Source organism: Cellulosilyticum sp. WCF-2 (genome assembly GCF_003990395.1).
GTDB lineage: Bacteria > Bacillota > Clostridia > Lachnospirales > Cellulosilyticaceae > Cellulosilyticum > Cellulosilyticum lentocellum.
In genome coordinates, this window is record NZ_CP034675.1 from 754539 (window position 1) to 769042 (window position 14504).

Genomic DNA, 14504 nt, shown 5'->3' on the forward strand with positions numbered 1-14504 from the left:
GAAGTAAATAGGTATGTAGCATAAATATGAGTCATAATAATAAAAAAGTTTAATTAAATGAAATAATCAAATTATTATTTAGTTATTATACAAATTTAAAAAAGAAAATATATTAGAGTTGAAATATTAGGGAGTTAATAGTAAAATAACATATATATTAATGAGTTGTCGCCAAGTGGTAAGGCACCGGATTCTGATTCCGGCATTCGAAGGTTCGAATCCTTCCAGCTCAGCTAAAGATGGTCTATTAATGATAAAATTGATAGGCTATTTTTTATGCCGGAAAGGCCATGTTGAATGGATAAGAATTGATTATAAGATAAAACAAATAAATTTTAAAAAAGTTTAGGGAGTCCACTTTCTAGTTACATATAAAGTAATGTAAAAATAAAGTTTCAAGCCAGAGTCTTGAAGGCTTAGCTCCTAGTAGGGTGCACCGGCCAAGACTTTAAGAGCTCCTCACTCATTGGTTTAAGCTTTTACAGTTGCTAGCTAAAGCAGTATAAGAGGTTGTAATATACTGAGGAACTATATTATGCCCTTTTATAAGTTAGATACAAATGGAAAGGATATAAACCAAGAGCTGGAGAAATAGAAATGCCCTAGAAGTCTAATAGAACTTCTAGGGCATTTTTGCGTATTTTAGGCATTTAGTTTTCTATATTCAGAAGGGGTATAATTAACTTCTTTCTTAAAAGCTTTACTAAAATAGCTAATATCACTAAAACCTGTACGTTCGCAGATTTCTAAAATAGGGAGTTCCGTATCACGAAGTAAGGTAGTAGCAATTCTCATACGAAGTTGCATAAGGTAGCGATTGAGAGATATGTTTGTGTACTTCTTAAACTCTGATAATAAAGTTGTACGATTGGTGTTTAGTGTTTGAGTGAGCATAGAAATAGTAATCTTTTGGTCATAATGAGTTTGCAAATAATAAATAGTATCTAGGACTAACTGAGAACAGTGAGTACTAATACAACTAGCTTCTGTATAAGCAGTATTTTCTTCTGGTTTGATCAAAAAGAATAGAGTCTCTATAAGATAGGCTCTAGTCTTACAAGGCCAAAATGAAGAAGGTTGAATAGTGAGTTGCTCATTAATCCCTGATAATTTCTCTTGCAAGGTTAGTTTGTCAACAGTACTTAAAGAGAGAATTTTAGAGGTAATAGGGGTAGCCGTTTTAAAGTTATCTAAGTAAAATAGATCCTGTATTTCTGTAATAGATAAGCATTCAGGCTCATTACAACTGTTTAAGGTAAAACGTTCATTAATAACGCTGGGTTTAAAAAATACTACAGTAAACGTTTCCAGAGCAGTTTTAGAAATATTAATAGAATCTTTCTCATTAAGACAAAGCATGTAAGGACCTACTAGAATGAATTCACGGCCATTAAGCACAATATGATTCATACCTGCATCTAAGAATATAAGTTTATAATAGTCATTAGCTAGGTCTAATTTGAGATCTGCTAAGTCGTAAGATACACTTATGGGCATAGTATAATCTAAGTAATAGTTAAAGCCAATAGTAGATAAGTTCATAATGTTTCACTCTCCACTTTTATTATTTAGGTATACTATATTTTATATAATTCTTTAAGCAATGTAAATAAAATTGGGTCAATTAGGCTTTTTAAAATAATTATTTATGAAAATAAAGTATTAATTATTGATAAATATGATTATTTAAAATACGGTATATATTAAGCGAGTTGGTTGGCAAATCATCTTTAGAAATAGTAAGTACATTATCAAATTCCTGGATTTTACCATAATTTTGCTCGAAAATAGGTAACGCATCATCAGTGTAGTGAGTAGGGATAATAATAGTCGGTTGAAGTTGCTCCATAAGCTTAAAGCCCTTTTCATTTTCTAAACTCATATCAGAATAACTGTTATCAAACTGCATGAAAGCGATGTCTACATGCCCTAAAGCTTTCAGTTGTTCATCAGTAAGAGTTGTTTGACCAATATCACCCATGTGAACAATACGAAGACCATCTACATCAGCTACTGTAAGAACATTTGATGGGAAATCGTCAATAGTATCTCCGGAGTGAGAAGAAGCAATGGTAAAAATCTTAAAAGATGTAGTATCTAAGCTAGTTACTTCACTTGTGAAATGAGGGCAATCATTACTCTTAGTAAAATAAGAATCTGTATGATCTGGATGGCTGTGTGTGCTAATAATAGCTGCAGGTTTGATGTCAACTACATCTTTAGGTGGCATAGAAGTAGGGTCTAAGACAATAGACTCACCATTAGTTGAAGTAATAATATAAGAGTTATAAGGATAAGTAGAACTACCAGACACCGTTTGGATTTGTACTTTACCAGAGGTATTTTCAACTAATGGAAGAACAAGGGCAGGTTCTGACTCAATCGGTTCTTCAGAGTTAGCAGGAGTAGATGCAGGAGTTGAAGCTGAACCGGTATTAGAACATCCTGCTAAACAAAGTGTTAGAGAGAGTAAGATAAAACTTAATTTTTTTTTCATTGTAAAGTCTCCTTAAAAGAAATAATTTTTTGATAGTTTTACTTTAAACTTAAAAGGAGATTTATTGTATGAAAAATACTCAATGATATTTGTAAAATCATAAATAAATAGTTGGGAAATGTTTAAAAATAAATATAAAAAAGTAAAAAAAGGTGTTGACCTAAGTCAAAAGGTGTATTATAATGATTAAGCAATAAGTCATTATGGCTTATATGCCCGAGTGGCGGAACTGGCAGACGCACAGGACTTAAAATCCTGCGAGCTAACCCTCGTACCGGTTCGATTCCGGTCTCGGGCATACAATTTAATATGGAGAGATGGTCGAGTTGGTTTAAGGCACCGGTCTTGAAAACCGGCGAGGGTAACACCTCCCTGGGTTCGAATCCCAGTCTCTCCGTTTGATGAAAGAAGCATTTATAGCCGAATGGGTTTATAGATGCTTCTTTTTTGTCCAAATATAAACCACACATTTATAGAGTATAAGTTAAAAGTCATACTAATAAGCTAGATAGAAAATGGATGTACAAGAATGAACATTCTAATAAATCTGTTTAAATGTTATAGTATTAGGGAGATAACTGTAGTAGGCTAATCTACAGAGTAAATGGATAAGAAGATAAAGGTAGGAAAAGACCATGCAATCTTTTTTTAACAAAGTAATGAAGTGGTTATTGGTTTTGACTATAATCATGCAAGGTATAGCTTATGCCAATATAGATGATACAGAAGAAAATCTGTTGATTACGATGAAAACAGATAGCCCGATAGATGATTTTTCATGGAGTGAGGAAGGTCTTAAAGAAGTCGAAGAGATTATTAAGAGTTGTGGTAGTGGCGTATCGGTATTTTATAAAGATATACAATCTGGATATACATATACATATAATGAAAATCAAAAATACTTTATAGCAAGTATTATTAAAGCGCCTTACTGCATGTATGTTTATGATTTAGCATCTCAAGGAAAGTGTGATTTAAATAAGGTTTATACTTATGCGGCTAGACATAAAACTGATGGTACAGGAAAAATACAAGAAATGAAAATAGGAACGACATTTACTTTAAGACAACTTCTAGAATATGCTATTAAGTATAGTGATAATGTAGCCATGAGTATTATTAGAGAAAACTTTCCGGTACATGGTTATAAGGAATATGCTAAAAAACTAGGATTAAAGCATCCGGAAGATATTAAATATGCAACCAATGGAGATCTACTTGTTTCTGAAGCAGGTGTTTATATAGAAGCTATTTATAATTTCATAGAGACAAATTCGTATGGGGCTGAGCTAAGGAAGCTTATGTTATCAACTACTAATCCCATGATTGTATCTAAGTATCCAGTAGTAAGAAAATATGGTTGGGCGGATCAATCTTTTCATGATATGGCTATTGTTGAGGCACCTAGACCATATTTACTTTGTATTTTAACGAATCATGATGGTGACTTTGCAAGTTTTAAAAAGATTAGTCAAGTTATAGAAAAACAAGTACTTAATAATAACCTGGAGGCTACACCATCACCCTATGAAATAAATGTTAATAAAGAGAAGAAAGATATAGTAGGCTATGACATTGAAGGGAGTACTTATTTAAGTATAAGAGAAGTGGCTAGGGCTATAAATGATACAGCATCTCGTTTTTCTGTCATTTGGGATGAAAGTAAACAAGCAATTGTAATGAATTTAGGAGAAACATATAAATCATCAGAAGAAATAATGCATCATAAAACTTCTCAACAAGCTATTGCAACTCAATCTAAAGTATATATTAATGGCGAGGAGATTATGTTACCAACTTATAAGATTAATGGAATTACTTATTTTAAATTAAGAGACTTAGGAGACTTACTCCGTATTCAAATTAATTGGATAAAACAAGAGAATTGTATTAGTATAATAGGTTAATAATCTTCACAGAAAAATTATATTTTCAACACATAAACAACACAATGGGGGCGTAGTATACAAAGTGTAAAACTTCTTATTTAACCCTCAATAATATAAAGAAAAGGTCTTCTCGGCGTCACCCCACGGCAAAGAGAAGGCCTTTTCGTTTTATGGAAACTATGGGTTAACAAGTGACATTCGTAAATATTAATTATATGTAAATATTACTTAGGTAAAAGGATTTGTAAGTATAATAGGATGAGATAAAAAACATATATAGATTAAGATAATATTAATAAGTTATTTAAGCAAAGCTAAAAAGGAGGTTATGTAAGTGGGACAAGTTCCGGTAGTTCAAGTTACTCATTTATCTAAAGTTTTTACAAGAACAGTAAAAGCGGGGGAAGAAGGAAAAAAGAGTATTAAAAGTTTAGGAAAGCTTAAAACTAAAACAGAAGACTTCTTAGCTGTAAATGACATTAATTTTTCTGCTTATCAAGGGGAGGTTTACGGCATATTAGGACCTAATGGTGCCGGGAAAACCACTTTGCTTAGGATGTTAGGAGGAATTTTAACACCTACTTCAGGAGCCATTAAGGTTATGGAATATGATTATGAGACTCAGAGAGAATTAGCAAAAAAGAAGATAGGCTATTTATCAGGTAATACAAAGCTTTATGGGCGCTTATCGCCAAGAGAGTTGTTTAGAACCTTTGGGGAACTCTATGAAATGAGCAAAGAAGAAATAGAAAATGCTATTAATGAAGTGACAAATATTATGAACTTACATAGTTTCCTAGATAATCGTATAGAGAACTTATCAACGGGTCAAACACAGAGGGTTTCTATAGCAAGATGCTTATTACATTCTCCGGAAGTTTATATTTTTGATGAGCCTACTTTGGGATTAGATGTCTTAAGTAGCAAGGATATCATTGAGTTTATGAAAGGGGAAAGAGCAAAGGGGAAAACAGTCTTATATTCTACTCATTATATGGAAGAAGCAGAAACGCTGTGTGATCGTATTTTAATGCTTCATGAGGGTAAAATTATAGCAGAAGGTACACCAGACACTCTAAAACAGCAAACAGATGCAAGCAATTTAAGAGACGTATTTATTCACTTTGCTAAGGAAAGAGGGGTATTAGCATGAGAGCGCACATTGTCAAAAGTATCTTTAAGAAGGAAATGATAGATATACTAAGAGATAAGAAAACGCTGTTTATGACGGTGATTTTACCTATCCTTCTTTATCCTGTTTTAATTTTCTTAATGATGTATATCATGAATGCTTCTAGCACAAGCATGGCACAAAAGGAATTAGCTATAGCTTTTAGCGAAGTTCCTAATAGTAGGGTTATGGAGAAAATAGAGGCTCTGACCAAAGAAGATGGTAAGCTTAAAATAGTAGAGGTGACGGATTACAAAAAAGCAATAGAAGATAAGAAGATATCAGCTTATGTAGAAGTGATACAGTCTGAGAAAGATGTAGATTATAAGATTTATGTGAATTCTTCGATTGAAGATGATAATGAGGCAGCTGATAGGATAGAAACAATTTTAAATGAACATAGAGAAGAATTAGTCAAAGAAGGTATTGTGGCAGCAGGGCTAGATGTAAAAGAGATTTTAGAGCCTATAAGCTATGAAGTTGTGGATGTGGCAGAAAAAGAACAGGTTGTAGGGTATTTTATAGGAATGTTCTTGCCCTTCATGCTGATTTTGGGAATTCTTACTGGGGCTGTATATCCAGCTATTGACATAATGGCGGGAGAAAAAGAAAGAGGGACTTTAGAGACTTTATTAACCTTGCCTATTACGAATTTAGAGCTTGTTATGGGTAAATATTTAGCAGTGGCTTTAAGTACGATTGTCACAGCTTTACTAAGTATCTTATCTATTTTATTTAGTGTAGTATTTATGTTTTTAAGCAATAAAGAGGCGCTAGTAGCTAATGATTTTAATTTTAATTTCAATTCATTAATTATACCGTTTATCATCACTTTAATTTGTCTTATTATTTTTTCTATGATTATTGCTGCTGTTAGTATGTGCGTCTGTTCTCTTGCAAAAAGCTTTAAAGAAGCTCAAAATGCTGTGACACCTATTATGCTTGCTGGAACAATTCTATCTTATAGCTCAATGATACCTAATCTAGAGCTAAATAGTGTAACAGCTAACATTCCGGTAGTTAATGTGGTGCTTCTGATTAAAAGTGTATTGACCTTTAGATATAATATCTCTTTAATGGCAATGGTAATGATTTCGAATATTGTCTTTGTGATATTATCAGTATGGCTACTTTCTAAGCTTTTTAATTCTGAAGAAGTGTTGTTTGGCAATGGTAAAGGTTTTTCTTTCTTAGAGAAAAGGTCAAACATTAAGCAAGGAACAATGCCTACAGTAAGTGATGGCATTATGGTTTATGCAGTAGCCTTATTGTTATACATATATATAGGATCATATATACAATTAAAGTTTGGACTTCCAGGATTATTAGGGAATCAAATTATTTTTATTATAGTACCCATTCTTTTGTCTATTTATATTAAGACAGATTTTAAAAAGGTCTATTCATTAAATATGCCTAGTATAAAAAGTGTATTAGGAGCTATAAGCCTTTGGGCAGGTATTTTTATTATAATGAATTTAATAAGTGCATTACTAATTTTTTTATTTCCTCAAAATCAAGAGGTGGCAGAAGGGTTAAGTGAAATAATAGTAATGAAGGAGCATTTTATTCTTAATTTACTTATTGTAGCAGTAGCGCCTGCTATAGGTGAAGAGATTTTATATAGAGGTTTTATCTTTAGTTCATTTAAAGGAGAAAAGTCTTATAAGAGAGCCATTATCATAAGTGGTGTATTATTTGGCTTGATGCATATAGACTTTATTAGAATTATTCCTACCACCTGTCTTGGAATTGCCTGCGCCTATGCAGTTTATAAATCTGGATCTATTTTTGTGGGGATGTTAATGCATTTCTTGAACAATGGGTTAGCAATAGCGAGCCAACATTTTGAAAATGGCATGGTAGCAGAGGTTTTCAAGTATTTAGAGATAGATTTTGGTGCATTACAAGTAAGTAATTTGCTAATCTTAATAGGAACGAGCTTAGCGCTAATCGTTATAGGTGTAGCACTGCTTAAATGGAGAAAACAAGAATTATCACATAAAGAATCACCAGTAGCTTAGTAGGTTAAGAATTTACCTATGATAGGTCCGGCTTCAGCAGCAGCTTTTAGGTCATTTTGATAATAAAGCTGAAAATAGTCTAAAGGAGAGAGTCCTAGCTGGAGGGTAGGATAAGTTCCTAAATGCCATAAAGGATGATGGGTGACATCAAAAACATAGTTACAAGTAGCTAAATAAAGAGGCTTCCCATTTTGGCCGTTATAATCATATAGGAGTTCTTCCTTGGTAAAAATACGGTAAGAAGTGGGAAGCTTAGTTTTTAGGTAATTAAGCTCATCTAAGAAAAGAGTTAGTAAGCTATAGTCTTGTAATTCGGTCAATAATTCCTCTGTTTGAGAAATTCCTTCCTTTAAGTGAGTGAGATTATGATGTATCTGCATAGAGATAAACCTCCTCTATAGGGTTATGTTTTATAAGAGTATATTCCATAAATTGTAAAAAGATTATGGGAATCTCATTAAAAGATTGAATTAAATACTGAATTGTGCAATAATTCTTAGTGTAGACAGGCTTAATTAAGGGGAAATGGCCTTATATGAGGAGGAGTGGGGATGAATTGTACACAGTGTGGTGCACCAATAAGAGACGATAGTGGTTTTTGTGACCAATGTGGTGCAAGAGTAGAACGCATGATTGAGAAGGATGAAGAAAGAGAACCAATCGAGCAGGAGATAGAATCTAAGCAAGGACTAGATTCTACTACGGTTATTAATATAAGCGAGGAACTAATAAGAGAAGCTGAGGAAAAGCTGAAAAGGGACCAACTTTTAAAGCAAGTAGCAGCTGAAAGGACAGCTAGACTAGAAAAGCAAGCGGAAGCACAACGCCCAGAGGATATGCAAAGGCAAGCATTAGAAGTGACTAAGGCAAAAAAAGATAATACTAGAAGAGTTCAAGAAGAGACACTCTCTAGAAGGACACCGGTTAGTAGAAGAAAGAGCAGAGAAATTGAGGAGGTACCTCATTCACTTTTGGGACTAGTGAAGATTTTGGTCAGAAATCCATTATTAGGAATAGATGAATTAGAGTTATACGCTGATAATAGGCGGACGATACAGGGTGTTATAGTGTTTGTTTTAGTAGGTTCAGCGATAACAGCCATTAGCTTTAATACAATTATAGCTAAGATTGTAAGTGGGCTTATTGGGTTATTTGGTAATTTTCTTTTACTTTTGGGAAGTGCCTACATTAGTGCATCTGATTCTGCTGCACTAGTGGAGGACATTATAGAAATGCCATTCGTTCAGGATTCAGGATTGCAGATTATTTTATATCCTATATTGTCGCATTTGATTTTAATTAGCTTAATTTGCATATTTGTAGTAGGCATTTTTAGAATCATTATAAAAAAGGGGATAGAACTCATAGATTGTCTGAGGTTGATGCTAACACCACTTGCTATTTTGCTAATAGGTAAAATAGGAGTGCTCTTATTAGGCTTTATAAGTGGGACGCTGGCTGCCTATTTTTATGTACTTATGATGTTTACAGTAGTAGTCATTACTATACTTCAATTTATTAACTTCTTTGGTAAGTCAGCTCTAATCATTTATAGTATGCCGCTTATTTACCTGATTAGTGCATTAATTAGAAATGGTATTATATTACAGATTATAAAGATGAGTATGGCCAGGTATGCATTATACTTCTAACAGAATAAAAGAGTGACTGTAAATAATATAGGAAGTGTGCTTGAAATGAAATACATAGATAAAACTTGGGATGATGAAGCAAAGACTGCAAGTTTTAGTAATAATTAATCATTACAATAGTTAAGGATGGTTTTAAGTTGAAGGAAGTATGCTTAATGCAAGAAAAACATAGAGAAAAGGCCACTCAATACCTTATAGAGTATTGAATGGCCTTATTTTTATCGAATAGGAATATGAAATGTTCCTTTTTTTTTTGGTTTGTGAAACTAATTGACGACATAGCAACTTAGCAGTATAATATGCCATATAATAAATATATCATAAATTTTATAATAACATATAATTATTAAAAAGTCAATAGTTAAATTGAAAAAGGAGAGGAAATAATGGATAAATTCATATCTAGGTTGCCTGCACTTGCTGGAGAACAAAAAGGAGAAATTGTGGATTGCAATGATAAAACACAAGCGTATCATCTTGCTTTAAGTGAAAAAGATGCAGAAATGCTCATTGCTACTAAAAATGAAGTCCTGCGTAAAAACAGTCGTGTAGAGTTTGGCGGTAGTGTAATTAGCAAGCTCATCTTAGGTTTTTATGATTCACCGTATATTTCTCAACATAACTATGTAGAGACCATAGATGATTTAATTGAGACCTTTTATTATTATAAAAATGAAACACTAGATGAGATTTCAGATGATGATTTAATTCAATTGATGAGAGAATTATTTGATAAACGTTGTTATGGCTCCATTGAGCTTTTACAAAACAGGGAGTTAGAACGTATTTCACATAATGTTAAGTATGGTATATGGGATTTTGATAAAGTAGAAGCTTTAGAACCAGGGGAGGAAGAAGAGGATTATGAGTAAAGCTAAGAGTATGGAATTAGAAAAAACGTTTAATTTGCTTAAAACTCAATTTAGTCCCAGGCATTTCTTTGAAGAATTACTAGAAGCTTTACTAAAAAGGGAGGTGCTTAACAACTCGGAATTTGAAGTGGTTCAGCATCAGTTATTGGAACTTCTAGCTAAGCAAGTAAAGCGTTTTAATAAGGACAGTAGCAGTTCAATTAAAGTTGAAGTAGCAGAAGCATTAATGGATTCTATTTATTATACCTTAAGTATCTATTTCAAAAGTTTAGAAGACTTAGGATGTAGTGCTGATTTAATAAAAGACAAGGGAATAGAGGCATTATTTAATGAAGGCAAAATGTTGATTAATGAAAAAGTAGAGACGGCGAAAAAGTTATTGGAAGGTGTACAAAAAACCAAGCTTATAACAGTTAACTATGCTTATAATGATACGATTGACTATGGTTTACCTTTGTTCTTTAAAGCCTATGATCAAGACTTTTCAGCTCAAGATTCACCTGGTTCTATTGATTATTTTCTAAGCTATACTGAAAGGCAAGAAATTGTAGCAGATGGGGTTGAGTATCTAGAAAAATATTTAAGCTATCTTTATTTAGAAAATGTATTTTGTAGGTACTTTGATAATGAAGAGATAGAAGCGATTTTATATAGCTATGATAAGGATTATGAACATTTGCTATTCAATATTTTTGATTGTGTACTTATGAATTCCCTGGGAAATATTTTATTAAATAATAAAGTGGGTAATCTTCTCTTAAAGAAGGAGGAAGTAAAGTTATTACAAGATCAGCTTGAATCTTATAATTCAGAGGAGTTAGAGCGGACATTAAAAATGGCAGCAATACAGCTTTGTGAGGCGTTTCATATAGAGGAAACACCTTTACTAAGTTATATTTATAGGGCGATTTCAAAAACAAGTATTGATCTTAAACAAAAACTTGAACTTCAACAAGTACAACATATATTTTTACCACATTGTCCGAAACAAGCTCAAACCTACTATATAGATGGCGAGAAGATGGCAAATGAAAACTTTAAGGAGCTAACAGATGAAATTCGTCAGTGTAGTAAAGCGAAAGATAAAGTAAAATTGATTAAAGAGCACATACACAGTATGTATGACTTGATTGATGTACTTGAAGCAGAGTGTTTATTTGAAGAGGAATACCTTAAAGTATTTGAAGTATTAACCATAATGGAGATTAATTTATTAGTAAATAGTAAATCAGAGCTATGGGATAAAGAGGAAGAGTTAGGTCAAGTTCAAGTAGGGAGTTTGGAAGATACGATTCAAACGCTCATGGAACATCAAACAATAAAAGATGATCAAGCAGAGGATAAAAAGGAATGGCAACATTGGCTAGTAATTTATCTTAGGCAGCATTCACAAAAATAATTTTAAAAAAACTTATTGACCTTAACGTGGCGTCATAGTTTATGTTTATTTTAGGAGGTGAAATCATGGAGTATACCATTAATAAGTTATCGCAAATTGCCCACATAAGCACGAGAACTCTACGTTACTATCATGAGATAGGACTTTTAATGCCGGCAAGAGTCAATTCGTCAGGTTATCGTATTTATGGAGAGAAAGAAGTGGATACCTTGCAACAAATATTGTTTTTTAAGGAGTTAGGGTTAGACTTAGAGACAATTAAGCAAATTGTGATGGCTCCAGATTTTGATAGGCAAAAAGCACTATCGCAGCACTTAGATGCCCTCCTAAAAAGGCGTGAACAAATAGATAGACTGATACGCAATGTTACCCAAACTATGGGAGCCATGAAAGGAGAAATAACAATGACAGACGAGGAAAAATTCGAAGCCTTTAAAAAAGAGTTTATAGATGACAATGAAAAGAAATATGGAAAAGAAGTAAGAGAAAAGTATGGTGACGCAGTGATGGAAGGGACTAATGCCAAACTAAAACAAATGAATAAAAGCCAGTATGAAAATCTAGAAGCTTTGTCTCATGAGGTGAATATGGCTATTAAAGCTGCCTTTGAAACAGGAGATCCCAAAGGAGAGTTAGCAAAAAAGGCCTGTGAGCTTCATAAACAATGGATTTGTTGTTATTGGCCAGAAGGGACTTATACAAAAGAGGCTCATATTGGTCTTGCCAAAGGCTACGTAGATGACCCAAGATTCACAGCTTATTACGACAAAATTGCAGTAGGTGCTGCGCAGTTCTTATATGAAGCTATTTCTCATTACTATGGACAGGAATATTAATAGGGGTTGAATAACTTGCTAAGATGAAAAAGAATATAAAGTAAAAGGATGTAGGAAGTTAAAGATAAATATTACTTCTTTCTACGATGAATGGGGTGGTTGCATAATTAATCAATAAGATTAGTCGGGCGGCCGCCCGACTTTTATGCAGTGCGGCAATGCGACTAGCAAAGTTAGACTATATTTGTAGGTGAAAGCCCTATCTAGTAATAGCCAAAGATCCAGTAACGATCCAGTAACCAATCACTAACAATGCCAGAAATGTTAGGTCTGAAGCAGGATGTAAAAAATAATAAGTTTATTATACAGAACTACAGATACACTAAAATTTGAATCTTAATCAGCATGTAAAATCAGGTCATTACTATGAAGCTTTTCTCATGGCTTGATTAATTAAATTTGAGCTACTCATAGCCTTTAGTTAGCTTCTTTTCGTTCCTATAGTAGCAGCAACACTAACACTAACTGCAGCAGCAGCAGTATTTATTGACTCTAATTTCTTTTCATAGGCGCGGATCTCATAATAAGTTTGTAAAAATTGTGGAACAGTCTGTATATTAGTTCCTCCGCCTTGAATCATACTCATTTCACCTTTTGATAGTTCATTAAATAAATTTAATGCGGATACTTTCATAAAAAAACTCCTTATTTTGATATATTATAAATCAAAATTAATATATCAGAATAGTTATAATTTTGTCAATGTTATTTTAATTTCAATTATACGTTACTATAGATAAATAGGTTTAGCGCCATAAACTGTGCTTGATAAACTAAATACCAAATTTTATAACTGAAAGCACTATTAAGGGGCGTTATAAGGACATAAGAATACATTTAATATAAAAATTTAGAAAGATTAATATTATAAAACAATTGGTTCCATAAAAATGATAAGAGGATAGGGGAGAAGAAGATAAAAAGGAAGAGAGTTTGATAAGCTATAATAACGATCTATTTGAAAAAATCAAGTATAAACAAATGAAAAGGATTCGCGGGAGAAACCATTTCAGTATTAGCTAATTTCATAAAGAATTTAAGAGAATAATATTAGATAAGTAATTTAGAATAAATAAATTAACTGAGCTAGATGGAAAAGATTAAATTGCTATTTGAGCTATCATTTGAAAAGATGTCATCAACGGCTATTGCATAGGTGGTAGTATATAGGGATTTATTTCATTGTATAGCAGTATATAAAATAACTAAAAAGAAATTATTGTAGATAATTCGGTTAAAGGAATTGATGAGTACACGTCAGAAGATATTTTAAAAATCTAGATGGGTATGCTTATTTTATTTGTTCCAAATAAGACTTTGTAAAGATGTAAGATATCAAAGAAATATAAGAATTCAAGCATAGTTACATTACATAGACATAAAAATACATTTGGTGTAATAAATATTGATAAGATTAGAAATAAATATTATTTTAATATTTAGAATATTCAAATTTTTCTGATATAAAAAGAAATAATAAATATGTAGCTAAATGAAACTCAAGAATTTATTATGGAGAATATCCTATCTTCTAGAGGGAAAATTAACTCAGCTGCAAATGCAATAAGAGATGACAAAAATAAGACAATTAATGTTTAGATAGGATATTCTCGGTGTATTTTATAATTTCAAATATGTTTTAAAGCATAAGATGTGAAGCCCATATTTTTGTTAAGAAATACAATATATTAGATTATCTACTTGTACTAGCGTACGGAGTACGGTTGATATAAAATATTAATATTCTGAGGAGGAAATACTATGTTTAGTAATTTAAGTACACAAGAATTAGAAATGATTGATGGTGGTGGTTGGTTAGAAGCAGGACTTGCCTTTGGAGGAATAGTAGCTATAGCAGCAGCACCGATTGTAGCAGTTGCAGTAACTGGTACAGTAGCTGTAACGGTTGCATGTGTAGGGGCCGCAGCTGTTATTAGTGCATGTGGAGATAGAGATATAATTAGTTATTAGTCAAGTCGACAAGGAGGAAGAACAATGCAAGAGATGAGACAGATAGAATTAGAAATGGTTAATGGTGGGGGTTTAACTTGGGCTGAGGCATTTTTATATACGGCTGCAATTGTATCAGCACCTAATCCTATAACGTTTGCTACGATATTTATAACAGAGTATAATGATTATAAGGATGGAAAGTAGGAAATAT

General features: G+C 32.5%; 13 protein-coding genes and 3 tRNA genes. 12 read left to right on the forward strand and 4 right to left on the reverse strand.

Features of this window, described 5'->3' with window-relative positions; all coding sequences use genetic code 11:
- The first annotated feature begins 161 nt into the window (after positions 1–161).
- A tRNA-Gln gene (locus EKH84_RS03295) sits at positions 162–233 on the forward strand.
- Positions 234–642: 409 nt separating this feature from the next.
- Here EKH84_RS03295 and EKH84_RS03300 read toward each other — a convergent pair.
- Positions 643–1542, reverse strand: a complete 900-nt coding sequence (locus tag EKH84_RS03300) for a helix-turn-helix transcriptional regulator (protein WP_013655127.1) — start codon at positions 1540–1542, stop codon at positions 643–645.
- Between the two features lie 124 nt (positions 1543–1666).
- Positions 1667–2497, reverse strand: coding sequence for an MBL fold metallo-hydrolase (locus tag EKH84_RS03305; protein ID WP_127065134.1), 831 nt, complete (start codon positions 2495–2497; stop codon positions 1667–1669).
- 214 nt (positions 2498–2711) lie between these two features.
- Here EKH84_RS03305 and EKH84_RS03310 point away from each other — a divergent pair.
- From EKH84_RS03310 to EKH84_RS03330, 5 genes are all read left to right on the forward strand, one after another.
- A tRNA-Leu gene (locus EKH84_RS03310) sits at positions 2712–2795 on the forward strand.
- A gap of 13 nt (positions 2796–2808) precedes the next feature.
- Positions 2809–2894, forward strand: a tRNA-Ser gene (locus EKH84_RS03315).
- Between the two features lie 238 nt (positions 2895–3132).
- Positions 3133–4404, forward strand: coding sequence for a serine hydrolase (locus EKH84_RS03320; RefSeq protein WP_127065135.1), 1272 nt, complete (start codon positions 3133–3135; stop codon positions 4402–4404).
- 316 nt (positions 4405–4720) lie between these two features.
- Positions 4721–5539: an ABC transporter ATP-binding protein gene (locus EKH84_RS03325; RefSeq protein WP_127065136.1), complete on the forward strand. Its 819-nt coding sequence runs from the start codon at positions 4721–4723 to the stop codon at positions 5537–5539.
- On the forward strand, positions 5536–7581 hold the full coding sequence (locus tag EKH84_RS03330; RefSeq protein WP_127065137.1) for an ABC transporter permease subunit/CPBP intramembrane protease: 2046 nt from the start codon (positions 5536–5538) through the stop codon (positions 7579–7581). Before EKH84_RS03325 ends, EKH84_RS03330 begins: the two co-directional genes overlap by 4 nt.
- On the opposite strand, the gene EKH84_RS03335 is transcribed toward EKH84_RS03330, so the two are convergent.
- Positions 7578–7961, reverse strand: a complete 384-nt coding sequence (locus EKH84_RS03335; protein WP_127065138.1) for a hypothetical protein — start codon at positions 7959–7961, stop codon at positions 7578–7580. The two genes, EKH84_RS03330 and EKH84_RS03335, sit on opposite strands and share 4 nt — an antisense overlap.
- Positions 7962–8132: 171 nt before the next feature.
- On the opposite strand from EKH84_RS03335, the gene EKH84_RS03340 reads away from it, so the two are divergent.
- The 4 genes from EKH84_RS03340 (at position 8133) to EKH84_RS03355 (ending at position 12340) form a co-directional block, all read left to right on the forward strand.
- The gene (locus EKH84_RS03340) at positions 8133–9233 is read left to right on the forward strand and encodes a zinc ribbon domain-containing protein (protein ID WP_127065139.1); all 1101 of its coding nucleotides are present in this window, start codon (positions 8133–8135) and stop codon (positions 9231–9233) included.
- 386 nt (positions 9234–9619) lie between these two features.
- Positions 9620–10105: a DUF6323 family protein gene (locus EKH84_RS03345; RefSeq protein ID WP_127065140.1), complete on the forward strand. Its 486-nt coding sequence runs from the start codon at positions 9620–9622 to the stop codon at positions 10103–10105.
- Positions 10098–11504, forward strand: coding sequence for a DUF6179 domain-containing protein (locus EKH84_RS03350; protein ID WP_127065141.1), 1407 nt, complete (start codon positions 10098–10100; stop codon positions 11502–11504). Before EKH84_RS03345 ends, EKH84_RS03350 begins: the two co-directional genes overlap by 8 nt.
- Before the next feature lie 65 nt (positions 11505–11569).
- Positions 11570–12340: a MerR family transcriptional regulator gene (locus EKH84_RS03355; protein ID WP_127065142.1), complete on the forward strand. Its 771-nt coding sequence runs from the start codon at positions 11570–11572 to the stop codon at positions 12338–12340.
- A 421-nt stretch (positions 12341–12761) separates the two neighbouring features.
- On the opposite strand, the gene EKH84_RS03360 is transcribed toward EKH84_RS03355, so the two are convergent.
- On the reverse strand, positions 12762–12974 hold the full coding sequence (locus EKH84_RS03360) for a hypothetical protein (protein WP_127065143.1): 213 nt from the start codon (positions 12972–12974) through the stop codon (positions 12762–12764).
- Between the two features lie 1127 nt (positions 12975–14101).
- Between EKH84_RS03360 and EKH84_RS21845 the strand changes: the two genes are divergently transcribed.
- Together EKH84_RS21845 and EKH84_RS21850 are read left to right on the forward strand one after the other, a co-directional pair.
- On the forward strand, positions 14102–14311 hold the full coding sequence (locus EKH84_RS21845; protein ID WP_190283470.1) for a hypothetical protein: 210 nt from the start codon (positions 14102–14104) through the stop codon (positions 14309–14311).
- A gap of 24 nt (positions 14312–14335) precedes the next feature.
- Positions 14336–14497: a hypothetical protein gene (locus tag EKH84_RS21850; RefSeq protein ID WP_190283471.1), complete on the forward strand. Its 162-nt coding sequence runs from the start codon at positions 14336–14338 to the stop codon at positions 14495–14497.
- Positions 14498–14504: the final 7 nt, after the last annotated feature.